Annotated in this window: 17 protein-coding genes, 1 tRNA gene and 1 rRNA gene; 9 read left to right on the forward strand and 10 right to left on the reverse strand. The window is 47.4% G+C overall.

Annotated features, from left to right (window positions below):
• The 9 genes from I2G42_RS09530 to dnaA all read right to left on the reverse strand — a co-directional run.
• Window positions 1-75: ribosomal RNA gene (locus I2G42_RS09530) — 16S ribosomal RNA — on the reverse strand; the annotation flags it as partial.
• 410 nt (window positions 76-485) lie between these two features.
• Window positions 486-573 (reverse strand) — tRNA-Ser (locus I2G42_RS09535).
• Window positions 574-774: 201 nt separating this feature from the next.
• Window positions 775-1479, reverse strand: coding sequence for a lysophospholipid acyltransferase family protein (locus I2G42_RS09540; protein ID WP_195530995.1), 705 nt, complete (start codon window positions 1477-1479; stop codon window positions 775-777).
• A gap of 74 nt (window positions 1480-1553) precedes the next feature.
• Window positions 1554-4061: a DNA gyrase subunit A gene (gyrA, locus tag I2G42_RS09545; RefSeq protein WP_195530996.1), complete on the reverse strand. Its 2508-nt coding sequence runs from the start codon at window positions 4059-4061 to the stop codon at window positions 1554-1556.
• Window positions 4062-4091: 30 nt separating this feature from the next.
• On the reverse strand, window positions 4092-6023 hold the full coding sequence (gene gyrB, locus I2G42_RS09550) for a DNA topoisomerase (ATP-hydrolyzing) subunit B (protein ID WP_022462277.1): 1932 nt from the start codon (window positions 6021-6023) through the stop codon (window positions 4092-4094).
• Window positions 6024-7121 carry a DNA replication/repair protein RecF gene (gene recF, locus I2G42_RS09555; protein ID WP_118750374.1) on the reverse strand — a complete coding sequence of 366 codons (1098 nt, stop codon included), beginning with the start codon at window positions 7119-7121 and terminating at the stop codon, window positions 6024-6026. It lies immediately after the preceding gene.
• Window positions 7122-7161: 40 nt separating this feature from the next.
• Window positions 7162-7371, reverse strand: a complete 210-nt coding sequence (locus I2G42_RS09560; protein WP_022462275.1) for an RNA-binding S4 domain-containing protein — start codon at window positions 7369-7371, stop codon at window positions 7162-7164.
• A gap of 122 nt (window positions 7372-7493) precedes the next feature.
• Window positions 7494-8603, reverse strand: coding sequence for a DNA polymerase III subunit beta (dnaN, locus tag I2G42_RS09565; protein ID WP_195530997.1), 1110 nt, complete (start codon window positions 8601-8603; stop codon window positions 7494-7496).
• Window positions 8604-8945: 342 nt separating this feature from the next.
• Window positions 8946-10286, reverse strand: a complete 1341-nt coding sequence (dnaA, locus tag I2G42_RS09570) for a chromosomal replication initiator protein DnaA (RefSeq protein WP_022462273.1) — start codon at window positions 10284-10286, stop codon at window positions 8946-8948.
• Window positions 10287-10994: 708 nt separating this feature from the next.
• Here dnaA and rpmH point away from each other — a divergent pair.
• The 9 genes from rpmH to I2G42_RS09615 all read left to right on the forward strand — a co-directional run bounded on the left by rpmH (window position 10995) and on the right by I2G42_RS09615 (window position 19479).
• Window positions 10995-11129: a 50S ribosomal protein L34 gene (rpmH, locus tag I2G42_RS09575; protein WP_005952426.1), complete on the forward strand. Its 135-nt coding sequence runs from the start codon at window positions 10995-10997 to the stop codon at window positions 11127-11129.
• Between the two features lie 98 nt (window positions 11130-11227).
• Window positions 11228-11575, forward strand: coding sequence for a ribonuclease P protein component (gene rnpA / locus I2G42_RS09580; RefSeq protein ID WP_055266700.1), 348 nt, complete (start codon window positions 11228-11230; stop codon window positions 11573-11575).
• On the forward strand, window positions 11572-11781 hold the full coding sequence (gene yidD / locus I2G42_RS09585) for a membrane protein insertion efficiency factor YidD (RefSeq protein ID WP_022462271.1): 210 nt from the start codon (window positions 11572-11574) through the stop codon (window positions 11779-11781). The genes rnpA and yidD overlap by 4 nt, the downstream gene beginning before the upstream one ends.
• Before the next feature lie 23 nt (window positions 11782-11804).
• Window positions 11805-13100: a YidC/Oxa1 family membrane protein insertase gene (locus I2G42_RS09590; protein ID WP_195530998.1), complete on the forward strand. Its 1296-nt coding sequence runs from the start codon at window positions 11805-11807 to the stop codon at window positions 13098-13100.
• A gap of 13 nt (window positions 13101-13113) precedes the next feature.
• Window positions 13114-13938, forward strand: coding sequence for an RNA-binding cell elongation regulator Jag/EloR (gene jag / locus I2G42_RS09595; RefSeq protein WP_022462269.1), 825 nt, complete (start codon window positions 13114-13116; stop codon window positions 13936-13938).
• Window positions 13939-14109: 171 nt separating this feature from the next.
• A complete protein-coding gene (mnmE, locus tag I2G42_RS09600; RefSeq protein WP_195530999.1) occupies window positions 14110-15498 on the forward strand; it encodes a tRNA uridine-5-carboxymethylaminomethyl(34) synthesis GTPase MnmE in 1389 nt (462 codons plus the stop codon).
• A gap of 128 nt (window positions 15499-15626) precedes the next feature.
• Complete coding sequence (gene mnmG, locus I2G42_RS09605; RefSeq protein WP_055225961.1) at window positions 15627-17498, forward strand: tRNA uridine-5-carboxymethylaminomethyl(34) synthesis enzyme MnmG; 1872 nt, start codon at window positions 15627-15629, stop codon at window positions 17496-17498.
• 124 nt (window positions 17499-17622) lie between these two features.
• Window positions 17623-18348 carry a 16S rRNA (guanine(527)-N(7))-methyltransferase RsmG gene (gene rsmG, locus I2G42_RS09610; protein ID WP_055225958.1) on the forward strand — a complete coding sequence of 242 codons (726 nt, stop codon included), beginning with the start codon at window positions 17623-17625 and terminating at the stop codon, window positions 18346-18348.
• Window positions 18349-18594: 246 nt separating this feature from the next.
• Window positions 18595-19479, forward strand: a complete 885-nt coding sequence (locus I2G42_RS09615; protein WP_055225956.1) for a hypothetical protein — start codon at window positions 18595-18597, stop codon at window positions 19477-19479.
• Window positions 19480-19576: 97 nt separating this feature from the next.
• Here the strand turns inward: I2G42_RS09615 and I2G42_RS09620 are convergent, their stop codons facing one another.
• Window positions 19577-20917: an ArnT family glycosyltransferase gene (locus I2G42_RS09620; RefSeq protein WP_055225955.1), complete on the reverse strand. Its 1341-nt coding sequence runs from the start codon at window positions 20915-20917 to the stop codon at window positions 19577-19579.
• Window positions 20918-21037 lie beyond the last annotated feature (120 nt).

A 21037-nucleotide genomic window follows, 5' to 3' on the forward strand; every position in this document is an offset into this window, starting at 1 on the left:
GCCGCTTCGCTCGACTTGCATGTGTTAAGCACGCCGCCAGCGTTCATCCTGAGCCAGGATCAAACTCTCTGATAAAATGTTTGTTCCAAGTTCAAAATCAACATACTAGCTAATTTATCCCTTTTACTGTTTTAAAGGATCTTTCGATCGTTTTGAATTACTTATTCAGAACTTTCGAGGATGTGTTTCATTGTTTAATTATCAAGGATCTTTGCCGCTCCGACTCGGATCAGCTCGTTTATTTTACCACAGAGCTTTTCGTTTGTCAAGAACTTTTTTTGAAGTTTTTTTAATTTCTTCGCCGTTCTTTCGATCAGCAACTCGTTTATTTTATCAAACTCATTCGCTTTTGTCAAGAACTTTTTAATTTATTTTTTGGATTAGTTTTTTCAAACCTATCACCAACTCTGCTATCTTATCAGATGTGAAGCTGTTTGTCAAGAACTTTTTCCACAAAAAATATCATTTTGTTTTTGGCTTTCAAACGGAGAAGGAGGGATTTGAACCCTCGCGCCGGTTACCCGACCTACACCCTTAGCAGGGGCGCCTCTTCAGCCACTTGAGTACTTCTCCAAATGCCTAAATATAAAATGATATGTGCGGTCACTCATTCGTGACGCATGGTTTATTATACAAAAACCTTACGTTCTTGTCAACCCGTTTTTTCGAATTTTTTGTTTTTTTCTTACTATTATAAAAAATATGCCTTACAGAACCCAAATCAGCCCCCAGAATAGCAGAAAAGAGCGCATATCACGCTCTTTTCTGAAACCGCTACGCGGTTACGACGGCTTCAATTCTCTTCTTTACCATCTCGGCAATCTCTGTTGTCTTCATTCCCTGGTATTCCTCGTATGGGATCGGGTCGAGAAAATGGACTTCTACCGTTACGGGACGGACGGTATTGGAGTCAAACGGAACAAAACAGTTTTTTAACGCAACCGGCACGATCGGGCATTTTGCTTTTACTGCGATCTTGAAGCTGCCGCTTTTAAACTCCAGCAGCTGGTTTCCCTTTCTGCTCCTCGTTCCTTCCGGAAACAGAATGACGTTTTTGCCTTCTTTTACGACATCGGCCGCCTCATTGATAACCTGCATTGACTGCCGCAGATTCTCCCGGTCCATAAACAGCGCGTGGATGCACGCAAAGACCTGTTTTAAAAACGGAATATGCTCTACCTCTTTTTTGGCAACAACTGTAAAGGTACGCGAGCACGCTCCTGCGATCGCCAGCACATCGTACAGTCCCTGGTGATTCGGATACATCACAAAACCGTCCTGCTCCGGAAGATTTTCTGCTCCATAGGATTCCACAATGACGTTTCCGCCTTTGTTCGCCCGCTGTACAATAAAGCGCAGCATTTTAAAGTGCTCTTCCAGACTGTACTTGTCCGGACGCGCTGCATGGTAACAGAGCCGGCACCACATCCACGGAACCAGAAACAGATTCCGCAGCACCATCAGTAAAATTCGTTTCATATTTTTCTCCCCTTCCCCAAACGAGAAAAACGTGCCTGAGCTTTTTTCTCTCAGACACGTTTTGCGACGCTGTATTATTCCTTCGTTTCCTCAGAAGCACTTTCGGTCTCTTCCACCGAAACCGGAGTCTCCTCGGATGCCTCTTTGTCTCTTACCTTTGCAATGCTGGCAACCTTGATTTCACCGTCCACATCCATCAGCTTGACACCGGACGTGATCCGTCCCATAACAGAAATGCCGGAGCATGGTGTACGGATAATGATTCCCTCTGTGGTAATCATCATAATCTCATTATCCTCATTGACTGCCTTGGAACCGATCAGGTTTCCGGTCTTTTCGGTAATCTTATAGCATTTGACACCCTTGCCGCCGCGGAGCTGTACGGTAAACTCTGCCATCGGCGTCCGTTTGCCCATGCCGTTTTCGGATACGACAAGGAGATAGTCTCCCTGCGTGCAGATCTGCATGCCGACTACTTCATCGCCGTCCAGAAGGTTGATGCCGCGTACACCCATGGAAACACGGCCTGTCGTACGCACATCGTTTTCCTTGAAGCGGATACACTGGCCGAATTTCGTTACCAGAATAATCTCTTTCTCGTTATCAGTTGTCTTAACTTCAATCAGTTCATCATCATCGCGGAGCGCAATGGCAGCAAGACCCGTTTTTCTGACGTTCTCGTACTCTTCGAGCGGCGTCTTCTTCACCAGTCCCTTTTTCGTTGCCATAAACAGATAATGGCCCTTCTCATATTTGCGCATTGGAATAACAGCGGTAATCTTCTCTCCCGGCTGCAGCTGGAGAAGGTTGACAATCGCCGTTCCTCTTGCGGTTCTGGACGCCTCCGGAATCTCGTATGCTTTCAGACGGTAGACTCTTCCCGTATTCGTAAAGAACATGAGGTAATGATGGGTCGTCGTCATCAGAAGCTCCTCGATGTAGTCGTCCTCGATGGTCTGCATGCCCTTGATTCCCTTGCCGCCACGGTTCTGGCTGCGGAAGTTGTCAACGGTCATACGTTTGATATAGCCCAGTTTCGTCATGGTGATGACGGTATTCTCGCGCGGAATCAGATCCTCCATGGAGAGATCGTACTCATCAAAGCCGATGGAAGTTCTTCTGTCATCGCCGTATTTTTCGGATACGGTCAGAATCTCCCTGCGGATAACGCCAAGAAGCACCTTGCGGTCTGCGAGGATGGCTTTTAACTGCTCGATGCGCGCCATCAGCTCTTTGTACTCGTTCTCGAGCTTCTCCCGTTCCAGACCGGTCAGAGCGCGCAGACGCATATCTACGATTGCCTGGGCCTGGGCATCACTCAGATCGAAGCGTTCCATCAGGTTCTTCTTTGCCTCTGCCGCATTCGCGGATGCACGGATGATATGGATCACTTCGTCAATATGGTCAAGCGCTTTTAAGAGTCCTTCCAGAATATGGCTTCTCTCCTGCGCTTTGTTCAGGTCGTATTTCGTTCTTCTCGTCACAACCTCTTCCTGGTGCTGCAGATAATACGTCAGCATCTCCAGAAGGTTCATGACTTTCGGCTGATTGTTTACCAGTGCAAGCATGATCACACCAAAGGTATCCTGCATCTGGGTATGTTTGTACAGCTGGTTTAAGATGACGTTTGCATTGGCGTCGCGGCGCAGTTCGATACAGATGCGCATACCCTCACGGTTGGAGTGGTCCGCAATGCCGGTGATGCCGTCGATCTTTTTATCTCTTACCAGCGCGGCGATGTTCTCGATCAGGCGCGCCTTGTTTACCATGTACGGGATCTCGGTTACGATGATCTCGCTCTTTCCGTTCGGCAGTGTCTCGATGTTTGATACCGCACGAACACGGATTTTACCGCGGCCGGTACGGTAGGCCTCGTCGATGCCGCGGGTGCCGAGGATTTCTGCTCCGGTCGGGAAGTCAGGGCCTTTTACAATGCCGAGAATCTCCTCGAGATCTGTCGTACGGTCCTCCTCGATGATATTATCAATAATTTTTACAATGGCACTTACCACCTCGCGCAGATTGTGCGGCGGGATGTTCGTTGCCATACCGACTGCGATACCGGAAGTACCGTTTACCAGAAGGTTCGGGTAGCGGGCCGGCATAACAACAGTCTCTTTTTCGGTTTCATCAAAGTTCGGGGCGAAGTCTACGGTGTCTTTGTTGATATCCGCCAGCATCTCCATCGAGATTTTGCTTAAACGTGCCTCGGTGTATCGCATAGCCGCAGCGCCGTCGCCGTCGACGGAACCGAAGTTTCCATGGCCGTCCACCATCGGATAACGGGTTGCCCAGTCCTGTGCCATGTTGACGAGTGCTCCGTAGATAGAGCTGTCGCCGTGCGGGTGATATTTACCCATCGTATCACCGACGATACGCGCGCACTTACGGTGCGGCTTATCCGGCGTATTGTTCAGTTCACTCATGGAGTACAGAATACGTCTCTGTACCGGCTTTAAGCCATCGCGGACGTCTGGAAGTGCACGGGATGCAATTACGCTCATCGCATAGTTGATGTAGGATTCCTCCATCGTGTCTTTCAGATCGACCTCGTGAATTTTATCAAAAACATTATCTTCCATCTTTTCCTCCACTTCAGTTCACAGGACTTTTTAGATATCCAGGTTGTTTGCGTATTTTGCTCTCTCTTCGATAAAGTCACGGCGCGGTTCTACCTTGTCGCCCATGAGCGTATTGAAGGTAAGATCAATTTCAGAAGAATACTCTTCATCGAACACAACGCGGCGCAGAACACGGCGTTCTGGGTCCATGGTGGTCTCCCAGAGCTGCTCCGCATCCATCTCTCCCAGTCCTTTGTAACGCTGGATCTTATTATCTCCGCGTCCGATCTCATTGAGGATCTGATTCATCTGATCGTCATCGTATGCGTACCATACTTTTTTGTTTTTCTCAATCTTGAACAGCGGCGGCTGTGCCAGGTAAACGTGGCCCTGTTTGATCAGCTCCGGCATGAAGCGGTACAGGAACGTCAGCATCAGTGTGTCGATGTGCGCGCCGTCGACATCGGCATCGGTCATGATGATGATCTTGTCGTAGCGCAGTTTGGTGATATCGAAATCGTCGTGGATTCCGGTTCCGAATGCCGTAATCATCGCTTTGATCTCGGCATTGGCATAAATTTTATCGAGACGTGCTTTCTCTACATTCAGGATTTTTCCACGCAGAGGCAGGATCGCCTGCGTTGCACGGCTTCTCGCGGATTTTGCGGAACCGCCCGCGGAATCTCCCTCGACCAGGAAGATCTCACAGTTTTTCGGATCCTTGTCGGTACAGTCTGCCAGTTTTCCAGGCAGGGACATACCGTCCAGTGCGGATTTTCTTCTCGTCAGGTCACGCGCTTTTCTTGCAGCCTCTCTCGCACGCTGGGAAAGCAGGGACTTTTCAACGATCGTTTTTGCAACAGCCGGGTTCTGCTCCAGGAACAGCTCGAGCTGAGTGCTCACGATATTGTCGACTGCTCCTCTCGCCTCGCTGTTTCCAAGTTTCTGCTTTGTCTGGCCCTCGAACTGCGGCTCCTCGATTTTGATGCTGACAATCGCCGTCATACCCTCGCGGATATCCTCTCCGGTCAGGTTCGGTTCGCTGTCTTTTAACAGTTTATTTGCTCTTGCATATTCATTAAAGGTTTTCGTCAGCGCATTCCGGAAGCCCACGATATGGGTACCGCCCTCCGGCGTCGTAATGTTGTTGACGAAACCGTACGTATTTTCCTGATAGGAATCGTTGTGCTGCATCGCAACCTCAACGAGAACGCCGTCTCTTTCTCCCTCGCAGTAGATGATGTCCGGGTAGAGCGCCGTTTTGCTCTTGTTCAGGTAGCTGACAAACTCTTTGATACCGCCCTCGTAGTGGAATGCTTTTTCCACTACCGGATCCGTGCGCAGATCGCGCAGAACAATGCGCAGTCCCTTGGTCAGAAATGCGGTCTCGCGGAGTCTTGTTTTTAAAACGTCGTAATCATAAACCGTCTCCTCGAACATCGTGTCATCCGGCAGGAAACGGACCTCGGTACCTGTTTTTTCGATCGGACAGGTATCGATGACCTCCAGCTTATTCATGGTTTTTCCGCGCTCATACCGCTGGAAGTAAACCTTTCCATCGTGATAAACGCGCACCTCAAGCCAGTTAGACAGCGCATTTACAACGGATGCACCAACGCCGTGCAGACCGCCGGATACCTTGTACCCTCCGCCGCCGAACTTTCCGCCTGCGTGCAGCACCGTAAAGACAACCTCAACGGCCGGAAGGCCCGACTTATGATTGATGCCGACCGGAATACCACGGCCGTCGTCGATGACGGTGATGGAGTTGTCCGGGTTAATCGTAACGTCAATATTTTTGCAGTATCCTGCCAGTGCCTCGTCTACCGAGTTGTCGACAATCTCATAGACCAGATGGTGAAGTCCCCGTGCGGAGGTACTGCCGATATACATACCTGGGCGCTTCCGTACGGCTTCCAGACCCTCCAGAATCTGAATCTGGTCTGCACCATACTCTGTCTTTTCCATGTTCTCTGTACTCATTTAGATTCCTCCTGTTTCTTTGTGAAACACAGATCCCTCGACCACCTGGAATACGCTGTTTGCCTCAAAATGATTTTCGACAAACTCGTCCAGTCCGGTACAGGTAATCAGTGTCTGTATGCTGTGAATGCTCTGCAGAAGATAATTCTGCCGGCTGCCGTCCAGCTCCGACAAAACATCATCCAGCAGTAAAACCGGTGTATCGTGAATTTCCTCCTCGACCAGACGGATCTCCGCCAGTTTCAGCGAAAGCGCCGCCGTCCTCTGCTGCCCCTGGGAACCGTATTTACGGATATCAATGTCGTTGACCCGCACACAGAAATCGTCCCGGTGCGGCCCGGTGTAGGACTGTCCGAAACGCAGATCACGCTCTCTTCCGGCTTTTAACTCTTCGGAAAACCCTTCCTCGGACACATTCGGTTCATAGGTAATCAGAATCTGCTCCTTTCCTCCGGTCAGATTCTGATGGATCTCGGATAAAATATCATTCAGGCGGCTGATAAATTTTTTCCGCTCGGAAATAATGCTTGTTCCATAGCGGACCATCTGCTCATCCCAAATCTCGAGCGTATCCGCCATTCTGCCGGAAAACGAAATCTCTTTAAGCAGCTTGTTTCTCTGCGCCACCACTTTATTATAATTGGCAAGCTCGATCATGTATAGTCTTGACAATTGACAAATTTCGCTATCGAGGAAACGCCGCCGCTCCGCAGGACCGTTTTTGATGATATTCAGGTCCTCCGGAGAGAAAAACACAATATTTACAATGCCAAAAAGTTCCGACGCTTTGCGGATCGGAACTCCATCGATGGCGATTCCCTTGGATTTATTTTTTTTCAGATGCATATCGATTTTATGCGTGCTGCCGTTCCGTTCCACCATCATCCGGATATGGGCTTCTTCCCGGTCAAACTGGATGATTTCGCGGTCCTTGCTGCCGCGGTGCGATTTCGTCGTACCCGCCAGATATAAAGCCTCGAGAATATTCGTCTTTCCCTGGGCATTGTCGCCGTAGAGAATATTCGTTCCGGGGCTGATATTTATGCATAAGTTTTCATAATTCCGATAGTTCTTCAGTTCTAAAGATTTGATATACATGAGCACTCGTCCGTGAAAAATCAGCTTAAGTTTTTAAGCCTTATTTTTTAATTTGTATCTCATTTCCATTGTAGCAGACAACATCTCCGTCATAGAGCTTGCGGCCGCGGCGGGTATCTACTTCACCGTTTACGGTCACTTCGCCGTCCTTGATGACGAGCTTTGCTTCCACGCCGTCTTCTACCAGAGCCGCAGCTTTTAATGCCTGGCCCAGTTTGATGTAATCTTCACGCAGCGTAATAATTTCCATTTTTTCCTCCTGCACTGCCGTACCTTTTCTTCACGTAAGTTCGCAGTTTTCAACCTGTGTGGCTGTAAAACCGCTGAAAGTTCTTTCAGAAAAGGTTCCGGCAGATTTCAAACTTATGTGACTTATCTCACGGAATTGAAGTTTACCGGCAGAATCAGATAGATATAGCTCTCTTCTTCGTTCCGGATAAAACATGGAGCCTTCGGGTTGACCAAATAAATCGAAATTTCCTCGTCGTCAATAACACGAAGTGCATCGATCAGGAATTTCGGGTTAAAACCGATCATAATATCCTTGCCTTCTTTGGTGATATCGATCTCTTCCTTCATGGAACCCATTGCAGAATTGATCTGCAGCTCCATCGCTCCATCCTGGATGTCGATGATGATCGGTTTTTTGTCGCCTTCTTTGACAAGAAGCGTCGCACGGTCGATACAGCTTAAGAATTCTTTTTTGTTGATCGTCACTTTTGTCTCGTAATCACTCGAAAGCATCTGGTCGATGCGGAAATATTCACCGTCGATCAGTCTGGAAACGACCGTTGTATCATCGAACTTGAACATAATGTGGTTTTCCGAGAAGTAAATATCAATCTGATCATCCATCTCGCCGGACAGAATTTTGCTGATTTCGTTCAGAGTTTTTCCCGGAACAACGACTTTTCGGTCCAGATACGAATTTTTCAGCTCAATTTTGCGGATCGCAATACGGTGTCCGTCCAGAGATACGACGCGAAGTGTGTTATCTTTGATTTCAAACAGCTCACCGGTCATCAGTTTGTTGTTCTCATTGGCTGCAATAGAGAAAATGGTCTGACGGATCAGTTCTTTTAAGGTGAACTGGGAAATGGAAACACAATCGGAAGTTTCGAGAATCGGCAGATAGGAAAAATCTTCTCCTGACTGTCCCGGAATGTTGAATTTTGCTTTTTCACACGTAATCGTGGTTACCAGATTTTCATCTGTTTCTATTGTAACCTGATTATCCGGAAGTTTTCTTACGATCTCAGAAAAAATCTTTGCATCCAGAGCAACAATACCGCGTTCCAGAATCATACCTGTGACAAGGGTCTCAATTCCGAGTTCCATATCGTTGGAGGTGAACTTGATCTGGCTGGAAGATGCATCAATCAGGATACACTGCAGAATTGGCATCGTAGTTTTACCGGAAACAGCTTTCATCGCAATGGCAACGCTTTTTACAAGGTCTGCTTTGTCAAACACTAATTTCATAATTGTGGATAACTCTCCTTTCCTCACAGCTGGGTGAGTATGCTTATAAAGAAAAAATATAGTAAAAATCCGTAGTCTTAGTCGTAGGGGCTGTGAATATGTGGATAACCCCTTCGAGAATGCGGAAATACTGGAAAAATGGATCTGTATAACTCTGTGAATAATCGAACGTGAACCTGTGTATGAAATGTTGATAACTTCAGGCTCCAAATTTGTCCACAATTCATCCACAGGCTTTCCACATCGGTTTGTGCATAAATAAGGGCCTGTAAACCGATGCGTTTCTTCTTATATAAATGTAGATCGGTTCGAACTGTTTTGACAGAGTTACAGCTCTGCCGCTTATTTAGACGGGTTAATCTTCTTCTTTAAGATATCTACCGTGTTGCGGACACTGTCTTTGGCACTCATTTCCTTTTCGATCTTTTCAATGCCGTGCATGACAGTGGTATGATCGCGGTCGCCCATCATTTTTCCGATTCCGGTCAGCGGGGCATCGAGCATTTCGCGGCACAGATACATTGCGATCTGGCGCGGGAATACGATTTTGCTGCTCCGCTTGCTGCCGACAATGTCGGACGGCGTAATATCGAAGTGATCTGCAACGGTGTCGATGATAAATTCCGGCGTGATCACCTTCTTCTCGTTCGGGGAGATGATGTCGCGCAGCACCTGCTCTGCAAGATCAATGTTGATTTCACGTTTTTCAAGGTTTGCGTATGCAATGATTTTGTTGAGAGCGCCTTCCAACTCACGGATGTTCGATTTAATATTGGAAGCGATGTATTCGATCACATCGTCGCTGACGGAATAGCCGTCTAATTCCTGTTTCTTTCGGAGAATGGCGATTCGCGTCTCATAATCCGGGCTCTGGATATCGGCAAGGAGTCCCCATTCGAAACGGGAACGGATGCGGTCTTCCAGGATATCCATGTCTTTCGGGGGACGATCCGAAGAAAGGATGATCTGTTTGTTGGCGCCGTGCAGCGTATTGAAGGTATGGAAAAACTCTTCCTGCGTGGATTCCTTTCCTATAATAAACTGCACATCATCGATGAGAAGTACGTCGATATTGCGGTATTTCTCACGGAATTTGGTCATTGCGGTGTTGTTGCTGTTTCGGATGGCCTCGATGACTTCATTGGTAAATTCTTCACTCGTTACGTAGAGAATCCGCGAAGACGGGTTTTTCTGAAGAATAAAATGTGCGATCGAGTGCATCAGATGGGTTTTGCCCAGTCCAACACCACCGTATAAAAACAGCGGATTGTAGATTTCTCCCGGGGATTCGGCCACGGCGAGAGAAGCTGCATGGGCAAATTTGTTATTGCTGCCGACCACGAAGGTATCAAAGGTATACTTTGGATTCAGGTTCGGCACATAGAGATTTTTCTGGACGGGAGCAGGCGCTTTTTCCTGTTTCACTTCTTCCGGAAGAATAAAGCGGATCTCATAGTTGACACCTGTGATTTCCGCGATTGCCACTTTAATAGGAAGAGTATATTTTTTGCTCACGTAATCGAGACCCATTTTTTCGGATGGAACCAGGATTGTGATCAGATTGTCCTCAACCGAATGGATCGTAAGTGGTTCAATCCATGTAGTAAAGGAGATCTCAGATAATTCGTGCTCGTCCCGCACTCTCTGCAGTATTTCTTTCCATTTATCTTGTACGATTTCCATGCTTTTTCTGTCGCTCCGCTTCTATAATCATTGCTTTTTGGGGATAACTTCTGTCTGGAAAACGAAATTTTCCCCGAATAGTCGCATTTTTACTTCTATATGATATAATAAAATGCCGTTTTATTCAACCCAAAAATGTGGATAATTATTTTTTTATCCACAGAATGTGTAAAAAATTTTCCTGTTGATGAAATGGAGGATAGTTTGTGGATAACAGGGAATCTTATGTTGATAAAATTGTGGATAGAGGGCTGGAAAAACCGAAATGTGTAAAGTCTGGAAAACTTATATACACATTATACATGGCGTAAATACTGGAAAAATTGGAAATGCCCACAGGTTGTACACAGCAAAACCGAAAGTTATCCACAAGGTTATCCACAGATTGTGGATAATGTTGATTACGGTTACAAGATATCGTGTGGAAAGCGCAAAAATCGAACTGGTATTTGTACGCGTGTGGCGGACAGTGTGGATAAGTTGTGGATAAACCGAAAATCAGCACACGGAAGGCACGGGCAGCGGCAGACCGGAAAACCGCGTTAGAGCGGCATTTTTCCCGAAAAAAACTGCGAAAATTATTGATTTTAGGGTTGACGAAATGGGGGTTTATGAATATAATTGAAATGATGTTTTCTGTCATACATGTAGTGAAATACTGCCTTGCAGGCAGTTATTGATTAGAATTTAAAGGAGGTGCCTTATCTTATGAAAATGACATTTCAGCCGAAAAAAAGATCCAGAGCTAAAGTTCACGGATTCAGAGCAAGAATGAGCACAAAAGGTGGAAGAAAAGTTTTAGCTGCAAGAAGATTAAAAGGAAGAAAAAAATTATCAGCATAAAACCAAAGGCCGCATAAAATTTATGTGGTCTTTTCTTCTATCTAAAGCTATTCAAGGAAAAGAAAATTTAGACAAATCATGAAGGAAAGAATGGATTCATGAAATATTCGGAAAGCCTGAAAAAAAACAGAGATTTTCAGCTGGTTTATAAGCAGGGAACATCGTTTGCAAACCGATTTCTGGTCATGTATGTGAAGAAAAATCAGCTGGGACGGAACCGGATTGGAATTTCAGTAAGCAAAAAGGTGGGAAACAGCGTTGTGCGCCACCATCTGGCGAGACTGATCCGGGAGAGTTATCGTCTGCATGAAGAGGAATTTCAGTGTGGAATGGATGTAGTTGTGATCGCAAGAGTTAATGCAAAAAACTGTACGTATTTCGAGATAGAGGGAGCACTTTTGCATCTGGGAAAACTGCATCATATATTAAAGGAAACAGAAGAATGAAGACGGTATTGATAAAAGGTATCCGGTTTTATCAGAAGTACCTGTCTCCTCTGAAGAGGGTGCACTGCCCTTATACGCCGACCTGCTCGCAGTACGGGCTGGAAGCGATTCAGAAATATGGTGCTTTCAAAGGAAGTCTGCTGGCATTATGGAGAATACTGAGATGTAACCCGTTTTCACACGGAGGTTACGACCCTGTGCCGTAGATAAATAAGGAGGAAAAGACGTTTTGGATATCGTACTGAGTAAGTCAACGTGGCCGATTATCGGGTGGGTATGCCAGATCCTCGGCTGGCTGATCAATGGAATTTATTTTTGTCTGGAAAAAATTGGAATTCCGAACATCGGTATTGCGATTATTCTGTATACGATTATCATTTATCTCGTTCTGACGCCGCTTCAGATCAAGCAGCAGAAGATGTCGAAGATGATGAGCGTAATGCAGCCGGATCTGCAGAGAATTGAAAAGAAATATCAGAACAAAAAAGACCAGGCTTCTCAGATGAAAAAATCTGAAGAGACCATGGCAGTTTATCAGAAATACGGTGTCTCCCCGACAGGAAGCTGCAGTACACTGCTGGTTCAGATGCCGATTCTGCTTGCGCTGTACCAGGTTATCTATCATATTCCGGGATATATCGGAAGTGTCCGCAATGTATTCCAGGGACTGACAACACAGATGATGGGTGTATCAGGATATTCTGGAATTCTGACACAGTTTATCACAGATAACCGTGTTACCATGTACAGTAAAGTAAGTGAAACATTAACCGAAAATAACCTTCTGGACATGTTTTATGTGCTGAAACCGTCCCAGTGGACGAAGCTGGCCGACATCAGCGAGTTCTCCGGTATTGCGGATACCATTACAAAAACCGCCGCGGAGTCCAAGCATATCAACATGTTCCTTGGATTTAATATCACACAGTCTCCGATGGATGTCATCCGCGAGGGTATGGCAAACGGATCTGCGCTTCTGATTGCAGGAGCAATTCTGGTGCCGGTTCTGGCATGGTTTACCCAGTGGCTGAATTACAAGCTGATGCCGCAGGCACCATCTTCCAACAACGGAAATAAGACAGCAAACTCCATGGAAAATTCTATGAAGACCATGAACACGGTAATGCCTGTTTTCTCCGCATTTATGTGTTTATCGTTCTCCATCGGTATTGGTATTTACTGGATTGCAGGTGCGCTTGTTCGAAGCGTACAGCAGATTGTGATCAACCGTCATATGTCTTCCATTGACATGGATGAGGTGATCCGCAAAAACCAGGAAAAAGCTGCAAAGAAGAGAGAAAAAGCCGGCCTTCCGCCGCAGAAAATCACACAGGCTGCAACGCAGAGTGTGCGTAATATTCAGGTACAGGAGAACGAAGAGCCGTCTGCTGAGGAAAAAGAGGCAGCAAGAAAAGCTTCGACTGAGTATTACAACAGTAATCAGGAATACCGCGCCGGAAGCATCGCTGCGAAAGCAAACATGGTAAAACAGTTTGATGAAAAGAACAGCAAAAAGAAAAAATAGGGGGTAAATCTTTATGGAGTTTATCGAAGTATCCGCAAAAACCGTGGACGACGCTATTACAAAAGCCTGCATTGAGCTTCAGGCTGCCAGCGATAAACTGGAGATCCAGGTCATCAGCGAAGGCAGTTCCGGATTCTTTGGAATCGGAAGTAAACCGGCTGTGATCCGTGCCGCTGTAAAAGCCGCACCGGAAAAAGAACCGGAAGCACCCCAGAAACCAGAGAAAAAAGAGGCAGCTCCTGCACCGGTAAAGGAAGCGCCGAAAAAAGAAGCTGTAAAGAAAGAAACGGAAAGAAAATCTGCTCCGCGTCAGGCAGAAACTGCAAGACGCTCCGAGCCAAGAGAAGAGCGTGAAGTAGTTCAGAGAACAGACGAGGAAATCGCCCAGATCAAGGCAACGGCACTTGAGTTCTTAAGCGGTGTATTCAAAGCCATGGAGCTCCCGGTTGAGATCCAGATGGAGTATAATGCCGAGAACGGTTCTCTTGAAGTTGATTTTGCCGGTGAGGATATGGGCATCCTGATCGGCAAAAGAGGACAGACGCTGGATTCCCTTCAGTATCTGACCAGCCTTGTAGTCAATAAAGAGCAGAAGGATTACGTTCGTGTCAAACTTGATACGGAAAATTACCGCAAGCGCAGAAAAGAAACACTGGAAAACCTGGCAAGAAACATCGCTTACAAAGTGAAAAAGACCAGAAGACCGGTTTCCTTAGAGCCGATGAATCCTTACGAGAGAAGAATCATCCACTCTGCACTGCAGGGAAATAAATTTGTGGAGACCTACAGCGAGGGCAGCGAGCCATATCGCCACGTTGTTGTAGCGCCGAAACGATAAGAAAGCGTAAAAAATATGCAAAAAGACGGTACCTGTGTAAAATACGGGGTACCGTCTTTTCTGGTTTTCTGCTAAAATGGAACTATTCAGAGCCATGCGAAAGGAAAGAAAAGATGTGGATCTGAATACTGGGGTCCCCCAAAAGAGAGGTTTTAGAAAGGACTGGAAACAATGGCAGGATTTCATTTGGATGATACAATTGCCGCAGTGTCCACAGCGATGGCGCCGGCGGGAATTGGTATTGTAAGAATCAGCGGAAACGATGCATTCGAAGTGGCGGATCGCGTATTCCGTGCAAAAAAAGAAGGAAAAAAGCTTTCTGCGGTCAAATCCCATACGATTCATTATGGATGGATTACCGAAGGGGAGGAAGTGATTGATGAGGTCCTTGTCATGGTGATGAAAGGGCCGAAAACATATACGGGCGAGAATACCGTCGAGATCGACTGTCACGGCGGGGTGCTGGCGGTGAAAAAAGTGCTCGAGGCAGTCTTAAATGCCGGTGCGCGGGCGGCAGATCCGGGTGAGTTTACGAAACGGGCGTTTCTGAACGGAAGAATGGATCTGACGCAGGCCGAGGCGGTTATGGATGTCATCTCGGCAAAGAGTGCGTATGCCTTAAAAAGCTCCGAGAGCCAGCTGCGCGGAACGGTGAAAAAGGCGATCCGGGCAATTCGCGAGAAGCTGATTTATGAGATCGCGTTTATCGAGTCGGCGCTTGATGACCCGGAGCACATCAGTCTGGACGGATACCCGGAGCGGCTGGCCGTGGTTGTTGCGGAGCAGAAAAAACAGGTTGAAAAGCTCCTGGCATCTGCGGATGAGGGTAAGATGATCCAGGAGGGCATCAAGACGGTTATTCTTGGAAAGCCGAATGCCGGAAAATCGTCGCTTTTGAATCTGCTGGCCGGAGAGGAAAAGGCGATTGTAACGGATATCGCCGGAACGACGCGCGACGTGCTCGAGGAAAATCTGGTCTTAAAGGGCATTTCCCTTCGGATTCTGGATACGGCGGGTATTCGAAAAACGGCGGATACGGTCGAGAAAATCGGTGTGGACCGTGCTTTGGAGCATGCAAAGGACGCAGATCTGATTCTCTACGTGGTGGATGCATCCGTACCGCTCGATGAGAATGATGCAAAAATCATGGAAATCCTGAAAGGGCGCAAGGCGATTGTGCTGCTGAATAAGTCGGATCTGACTGCGGTGATCGAAAAAGAGGAGATGGAGCAAAAGACAGGCGCTCCGGTCATCAGCATTTCCGCGCGGGAAGAGACGGGTATGGAAGAGCTGGAGGAACAGATGAAAAAGATGTTTTTCCAGGGCGAAATTTCGTTCAACGATGAGGTTTACATCACGAATGCGCGCCACAAGCAGGCGCTCCTTGCGGCAAAAAAGAGTCTGGAGCTGACGGCAGAAAGCATCGAAATGGGTATGCCGGAGGATTTCTTTTCCATTGATCTTATGAATGCGTATGAGGAGCTGGGTTCGATCATCGGTGAAGCGGTGGGAGAAGACCTTGTGAATGAGATTTTCAGCAAATTCTGTACAGGTAAATAAAGGCAGCAAATGCAGATTACGAAGATCTGCCGGAATAGAGTTACAAGGAACGACAGCCGGATTTTGACAGAGTAAAAAGCTTAAGACAGAATCTGAAGCTGTAGATAGAGAAAGAGGATAAAAGAAAAATGGCAGTTTTAGAAGAAACAATTGATATTGCCGTCATCGGCGCAGGCCATGCGGGATGCGAGGCAGCACTTGCGGCAGCGCGGATGGGGCTGGAAACGGTTGTATTTACGGTAAGTGTCGACAGCATCGCCATGATGCCGTGCAACCCGAACATCGGAGGCACGTCGAAGGGACACCTCGTAAAAGAGATCGATGCGCTCGGCGGCGAGATGGGTAAAAATATTGACAAAACGTTTATTCAGTCGAAAATGCTGAATCAATCGAAGGGACCGGCGGTGCATTCGCTGCGTGCGCAGGCGGATAAGCGGGCGTACAGCCAGTCGATGCGCGAGGTTCTTGAAAATACCGATCATCTGACGATCCGCCAGATGGAGATTGCGGAGCTGATCGTGGAAGACGGTGTTCTGACGGGTGTAAAGGCCGTTTCCGGCGCGGTTTACCACTGTAAGGCTGCCGTCCTCTGTACCGGCGTTTATCTGAATGCACGGTGCATTTACGGCGATGTGAGCACGTATACCGGCCCGAACGGCCTGCAGGCGGCGACGCATCTGACGGATTCCCTGAAAGCGAACGGCGTGGAGATGGTGCGTTTTAAAACAGGAACACCGGCGCGTATTGACAAGCGGAGCATTGACTTTTCGAAAATGGAAGAGCAGTTTGGCGATGAGCGCGTTGTGCCGTTCTCATTCTCGACCGATCCGGAGAGCGTACAGATCGATCAGGAATCCTGCTGGCTGACGTATACGAATGAAGAAACGCACAAAATTATCCGCGAAAACCTCGACCGGTCGCCGCTGTATTCCGGCATGATCGAGGGAACAGGCCCGCGGTACTGTCCATCCATTGAAGATAAAGTTGTAAAATTTGCCGATAAAAACCGCCATCAGGTGTTCCTGGAGCCGGAGGGACGATACACGAACGAGATGTACGTCGGCGGCATGTCAAGCTCGCTGCCGGAGGATGTGCAGATTGCGATGTATCACACCGTGCCGGGTCTGGAGCATGCAAAAATCGTGCGGAATGCGTATGCGATCGAGTACGACTGCATCAACCCGAGACAGCTTCTGCCGTCCCTCGAGTTCAAGGCGATCAAGAATCTGTTTTCCGGCGGCCAGTTCAACGGCAGTTCCGGATACGAGGAGGCTGCGGCGCAGGGCCTGATCGCGGGCATCAATGCAGCGCTCCGCGTGCAGGGAAAAGAAGAGCTGGTGCTCGACCGTTCGGAGTCGTATATCGGCGTTCTGATCGACGACCTTGTGACGAAAGAGAACCATGAGCCGTACCGTATGATGACGAGCCGCGCGGAATACCGTCTGCTGCTCCGTCAGGACAACGCGGATCTGCGTCTGCGCAAATACGGCTACCGCGTGGGTCTGATCAGCGAGGAGCAGTATGAGGCACTGAAAGTAAAAGAACAGCGGATTCAGGAAGAGATTGAGCGCGTGGAGAATACGTATGTGGGAACGAGCTCGAACATCAATGAGCTTCTGGAAGAGTATGGATCAACGCTGCTTTCCGGCGGAAGTTCGCTCGCAGAGCTGATCCGCCGGCCGGAGCTGAATTATAAGATGCTGGCGGAAGTAGATCCGAAAAGACCCAAGCTGCCGGAGGATGTGCAGGAGCAGGTCAACATCAACATCAAGTACGACGGCTACATTAAGCGCCAGATGAAGCAGGTGGAGCAGTTTAAAAAGATGGAAGAGAAGAAGATCCCGGAGAACATCAATTACGACGAGATCCAGAGCCTGCGCATCGAGGCGAAACAGAAGCTGAACCTGTACCGTCCGATCAACATCGGCCAGGCGTCACGTATTTCGGGCGTTTCCCCGGCGGATATTTCGGTTCTGCTGGTGTATCTGGGACATAAATAAAGGACAGATATGCATGCCTGAATTACGTTCTTATGCAGCGAAGCAGCAAGTGCTTTCACGCTGTGTGAATCGTAACAAAAAGTGCAGCGGACACTTGGAAGAATAGAGTAGAACGGAGAACAACATGAAAGAATACAATCTTGAAGGATTTGAGCGCGGCCTTTTTGAGCTTGGAATCAAACTTTCCGAGGAGCAGAAAACGCAGTTTCTGCAGTATTACGAGCTGCTGGTGGAGTGGAATTCGTTTATGAATCTGACGGCGATTACGGAGTTCGATCAGGTTATCACGAAACATTTCCTCGATAGCCTGTCGCTGGTGAAGGTCTGTGATGTGGCACAGGCAGGACGCATTCTTGATGTGGGAACGGGAGCCGGTTTCCCGGGAATCCCGCTGAAAATTGCGTTTCCGGAGGTGGAAGTCGTGCTGCTGGATTCGCTGAATAAGAGGGTGAAATTCCTGAATGAAGTGATCGGACAGCTTGGACTTTCCAAAATTACGGCCATTCATGGAAGAGCTGAGGATTTCGCACGCCAGAAGGAGTACCGGGAGCAGTTTGATCTCGTGGTATCGCGCGCGGTGGCGAATTTGAGTTCGCTTTCGGAGTATTGTCTGCCGTATGTGAAGGTGGGCGGACGGTTTGTTTCGTATAAATCGGGCAAATTAAGCGAGGAGCTTACTGCGGCCCAAAAAGCGATCCATGTACTCGGCGGCGAGGCAAAAGAGCCGGTTTATTTCCAGCTTACGGGAACAGAGGATGAGAGATCGTTTGTCTGTATCGAGAAGGGGAAGGCAACGCCGAAAAAGTACCCGAGAAAAGCGGGAACACCGGCGAAGGAGCCGATTCAGTAAAGAATAGATTTTTTGAGAAAGCTAAAAAAGAAACAAAAGTGTAAAAGGTGAAATCAGAAGAGGTTGTTATGCCGAGTAAGTTGGCATAATAACCTCTTCTGTTTTTTTATTTCTCCTATTTGCAGCATTTTGCGCTGAATATTTTGTGAAAATATGATAATTGTTAAAAAAATTATATCAGTGTATGATAAGATAAATAGATCAATCGTGAAACGTAAAAGAAAATACGACAGGGGAGGGAATCGTATGAAGAAAATATTAAAAATATTTGTTTGCTTCATTGGAATTATAATATCAGCATCTACTGTATCAGCATCTAAACTTGAAATATTATCGGAATCTGAAGATTATGAAAAAATCGTTGCACTTGCTGATGAAATTGTTTCTATTACAAATGGAGGACCTGTTGAGGATCCGTTTGAAGAGGGAATCAGTGTATCAGATATTGATTTTGATAATGCATTAAAAGAGTATATTGATACACCACTTTTAACCTCAGAACTTCTTTCTGTGTCCGAAGTAGAAAACGCGTTAGAACAAAGCGATTATATTTGGATTATCCCGATTAGAGCATATGGACATTTGTATGAAGCATGTGCGGTAAGGGCAAATGGCGAAGATGGACAACCGATCGATCAATGGCACATAAGTGGAGCCAGAGGGTATGAATTAGATGATACGCCGACATATATAGAACAATTAAATATTTCACTTGCTGCAAATTCAGATATTGTATGGGACAATTATAAATTTCGACTTGTTGGAGGAGTAGATCCTATTCGTTTTCCAGTCTGGATTGCATTGAATGAAACACAAGTGGGGTATCTGATACCAGGACGTGAAGATGCTGCAGCGTGTCTTACAGACAGTTCAGAAATAGCGGAATATGGACTTAGTGGTGAAGAAGAGTTTCATGCATATAATTATGCAGCGGTTGTTGCAGCAGTTGCTGATTCGTCATATATAGAAACTGACGATACACAAGGAGGAACAAATATTGTCCTTGATGTTGCAAATCAGCCGACGAAATATCAAAATAAGATGTTGGTAATTATTTTAGGAATTGGGATTTTGGCGATTGCTATTATAACTATTTTGACAATTAAAAGAAAAAAAGACAGTGAAATGTAAGACCAGATTAAACATATCTAAAAACTAAAAGTTTATAACTAAGAAACAGGTGTTATCGCAACAGCAAAATAGATAACACCTGTTTTTATGGTTTAATTTATACACAACAGCCCGGAATCAAAAATCCGATGTGGCTGATGAGAAACAGTACAAGCCAGACTGCTCCCGGCAGGAGTGTCAGATGGCAGGAGGCGCGTTTCCACTTGGCGGGAATTTTTGCAGTGAGTGAAGAATAGCCGTCATCAATCCAGACCATCAGCGGGACGAGCGCCGGCATCAGGTAGCGGCCCTGCGACTGATAGTCACTGAAATACGTATTGTACATGTCCATAAGCAGCGTGATCAGGCACGCGAGGAGCAGCATCACAAAGAGGAGACGCTGCGGCTTTTTGCGGAACCAGTGCGGGATCATGCCGAGGAACAAAAACACTAGGAATCCGAATGCCATCAGGGCGCCGTACAGCAGATAAAGCACCATCGGGAGATGGACGGTCATGTAGGAGAACGAGCCGATGAAGCTGCTGACGGTCGAGAACAGCCAGTTGGAGGTGCGGCCCTCCGGGGTCTGTAAATACGTCTGCTTAAAGCTCCAGCCTTCGGATGCCGGTGTCTGCCGGTTTTCCGGTTTGTACTCCTCAGTGGCATACAGCGATGCGGATTCCTTTGTGGTGCGCATGCCGAGCAGGTCTCCGTCGTGGATGACGGCATTGCGGATGAAGAACCAGCCGCCGATCAGGAAGGCAATGGCAAAAACCAGAAACGCTTTGGCGAAGATCTCCTTTGCCGGTTTTCTGAAATGTATCATTAGCGCGAAGAACAGAAGAATGCTGCAGAGCAGGTACGCGTAGGCGTTGTAGTACGACAGCGCGCAGAGTCCGCAGCCTGCTCCAAGGCCGATGCAGTCTTTCTTGCAGAATGCGCTTTTCATGCCGCGGATCCAGAAGTAGATGATCAGTGCGACCGTGAAAACAGCAAAAGAATCGTTGTTTACATAGCAGGAGAGGAACACGAACTGCGGCAGGAAACCGACGAAAATACCGCCAAGCAGTGCCGATTCGCGGCGTTCAAAGAGCTCTTCTCCGATCAGAAAGACAACGATCAGTGTGCCGGTGCCGGAAAGGACGCTGGTGAGGCGGGCGGCAGTTAAAAGAGCCGCTGCACTTTTCGTAAACAGCGATGTAATGGCCATAAACACGGAGCTGATGATCGCGGTCAGATACGGATACAGCGCATAGGAGAATCCCCACAGCGGATGGCGCACCGATTCTTCCATGCCGTTCGGCAGTGTGTGGTGTGAGACGATGTATTCCGGAATCAGCATCCGCATCGCCTCATCGGGGGCGTGTTCGGTTTTCAGGAAAATCGAGGTGCCAAAAGAGATGCAGAAAAAGCCGAAAATCAGCATATACTTGGCCCAGTAGTAGTCTTTTTTATTCATAGAGTCTCCTAAAATCTCCAGTCCCGGACGGGAAAAAGTCCGGCGTAATGTTTCGCGGCGGAACAAAAATGGAAAAGCGTCCGTCCGCGGATACGTTATAGTATACATGATTCTTATGGT

This window comes from Fusicatenibacter saccharivorans (assembly GCF_015557635.1).
Classification (GTDB): Bacteria; Bacillota; Clostridia; order Lachnospirales; family Lachnospiraceae; genus Fusicatenibacter; species Fusicatenibacter saccharivorans.

What these genes read in the sequence shown, in the direction of transcription:
- rnpA (WP_055266700.1), top strand. Translation starts at nt 11,228, where the DNA reads ATGAAATATTCGGAAAGCCTGAAAAAAAACAGAGATTTTCAGCTGGTT.
- I2G42_RS09540 (WP_195530995.1), bottom strand. Translation starts at nt 1,479, where the DNA reads ATGAAACGAATTTTACTGATGGTGCTGCGGAATCTGTTTCTGGTTCCG.
- mnmG (WP_055225961.1), top strand. Translation starts at nt 15,627, where the DNA reads ATGGCAGTTTTAGAAGAAACAATTGATATTGCCGTCATCGGCGCAGGC.
- jag (WP_022462269.1), top strand. Translation starts at nt 13,114, where the DNA reads ATGGAGTTTATCGAAGTATCCGCAAAAACCGTGGACGACGCTATTACA.
- I2G42_RS09615 (WP_055225956.1), top strand. Translation starts at nt 18,595, where the DNA reads ATGAAGAAAATATTAAAAATATTTGTTTGCTTCATTGGAATTATAATA.
- dnaA (WP_022462273.1), bottom strand. Translation starts at nt 10,286, where the DNA reads ATGGAAATCGTACAAGATAAATGGAAAGAAATACTGCAGAGAGTGCGG.
- yidD (WP_022462271.1), top strand. Translation starts at nt 11,572, where the DNA reads ATGAAGACGGTATTGATAAAAGGTATCCGGTTTTATCAGAAGTACCTG.
- dnaN (WP_195530997.1), bottom strand. Translation starts at nt 8,603, where the DNA reads ATGAAATTAGTGTTTGACAAAGCAGACCTTGTAAAAAGCGTTGCCATT.
- rsmG (WP_055225958.1), top strand. Translation starts at nt 17,623, where the DNA reads ATGAAAGAATACAATCTTGAAGGATTTGAGCGCGGCCTTTTTGAGCTT.
- rpmH (WP_005952426.1), top strand. Translation starts at nt 10,995, where the DNA reads ATGAAAATGACATTTCAGCCGAAAAAAAGATCCAGAGCTAAAGTTCAC.
- gyrB (WP_022462277.1), bottom strand. Translation starts at nt 6,023, where the DNA reads ATGAGTACAGAGAACATGGAAAAGACAGAGTATGGTGCAGACCAGATT.
- gyrA (WP_195530996.1), bottom strand. Translation starts at nt 4,061, where the DNA reads ATGGAAGATAATGTTTTTGATAAAATTCACGAGGTCGATCTGAAAGAC.
- I2G42_RS09560 (WP_022462275.1), bottom strand. Translation starts at nt 7,371, where the DNA reads ATGGAAATTATTACGCTGCGTGAAGATTACATCAAACTGGGCCAGGCA.
- mnmE (WP_195530999.1), top strand. Translation starts at nt 14,110, where the DNA reads ATGGCAGGATTTCATTTGGATGATACAATTGCCGCAGTGTCCACAGCG.
- recF (WP_118750374.1), bottom strand. Translation starts at nt 7,121, where the DNA reads ATGTATATCAAATCTTTAGAACTGAAGAACTATCGGAATTATGAAAAC.
- I2G42_RS09620 (WP_055225955.1), bottom strand. Translation starts at nt 20,917, where the DNA reads ATGAATAAAAAAGACTACTACTGGGCCAAGTATATGCTGATTTTCGGC.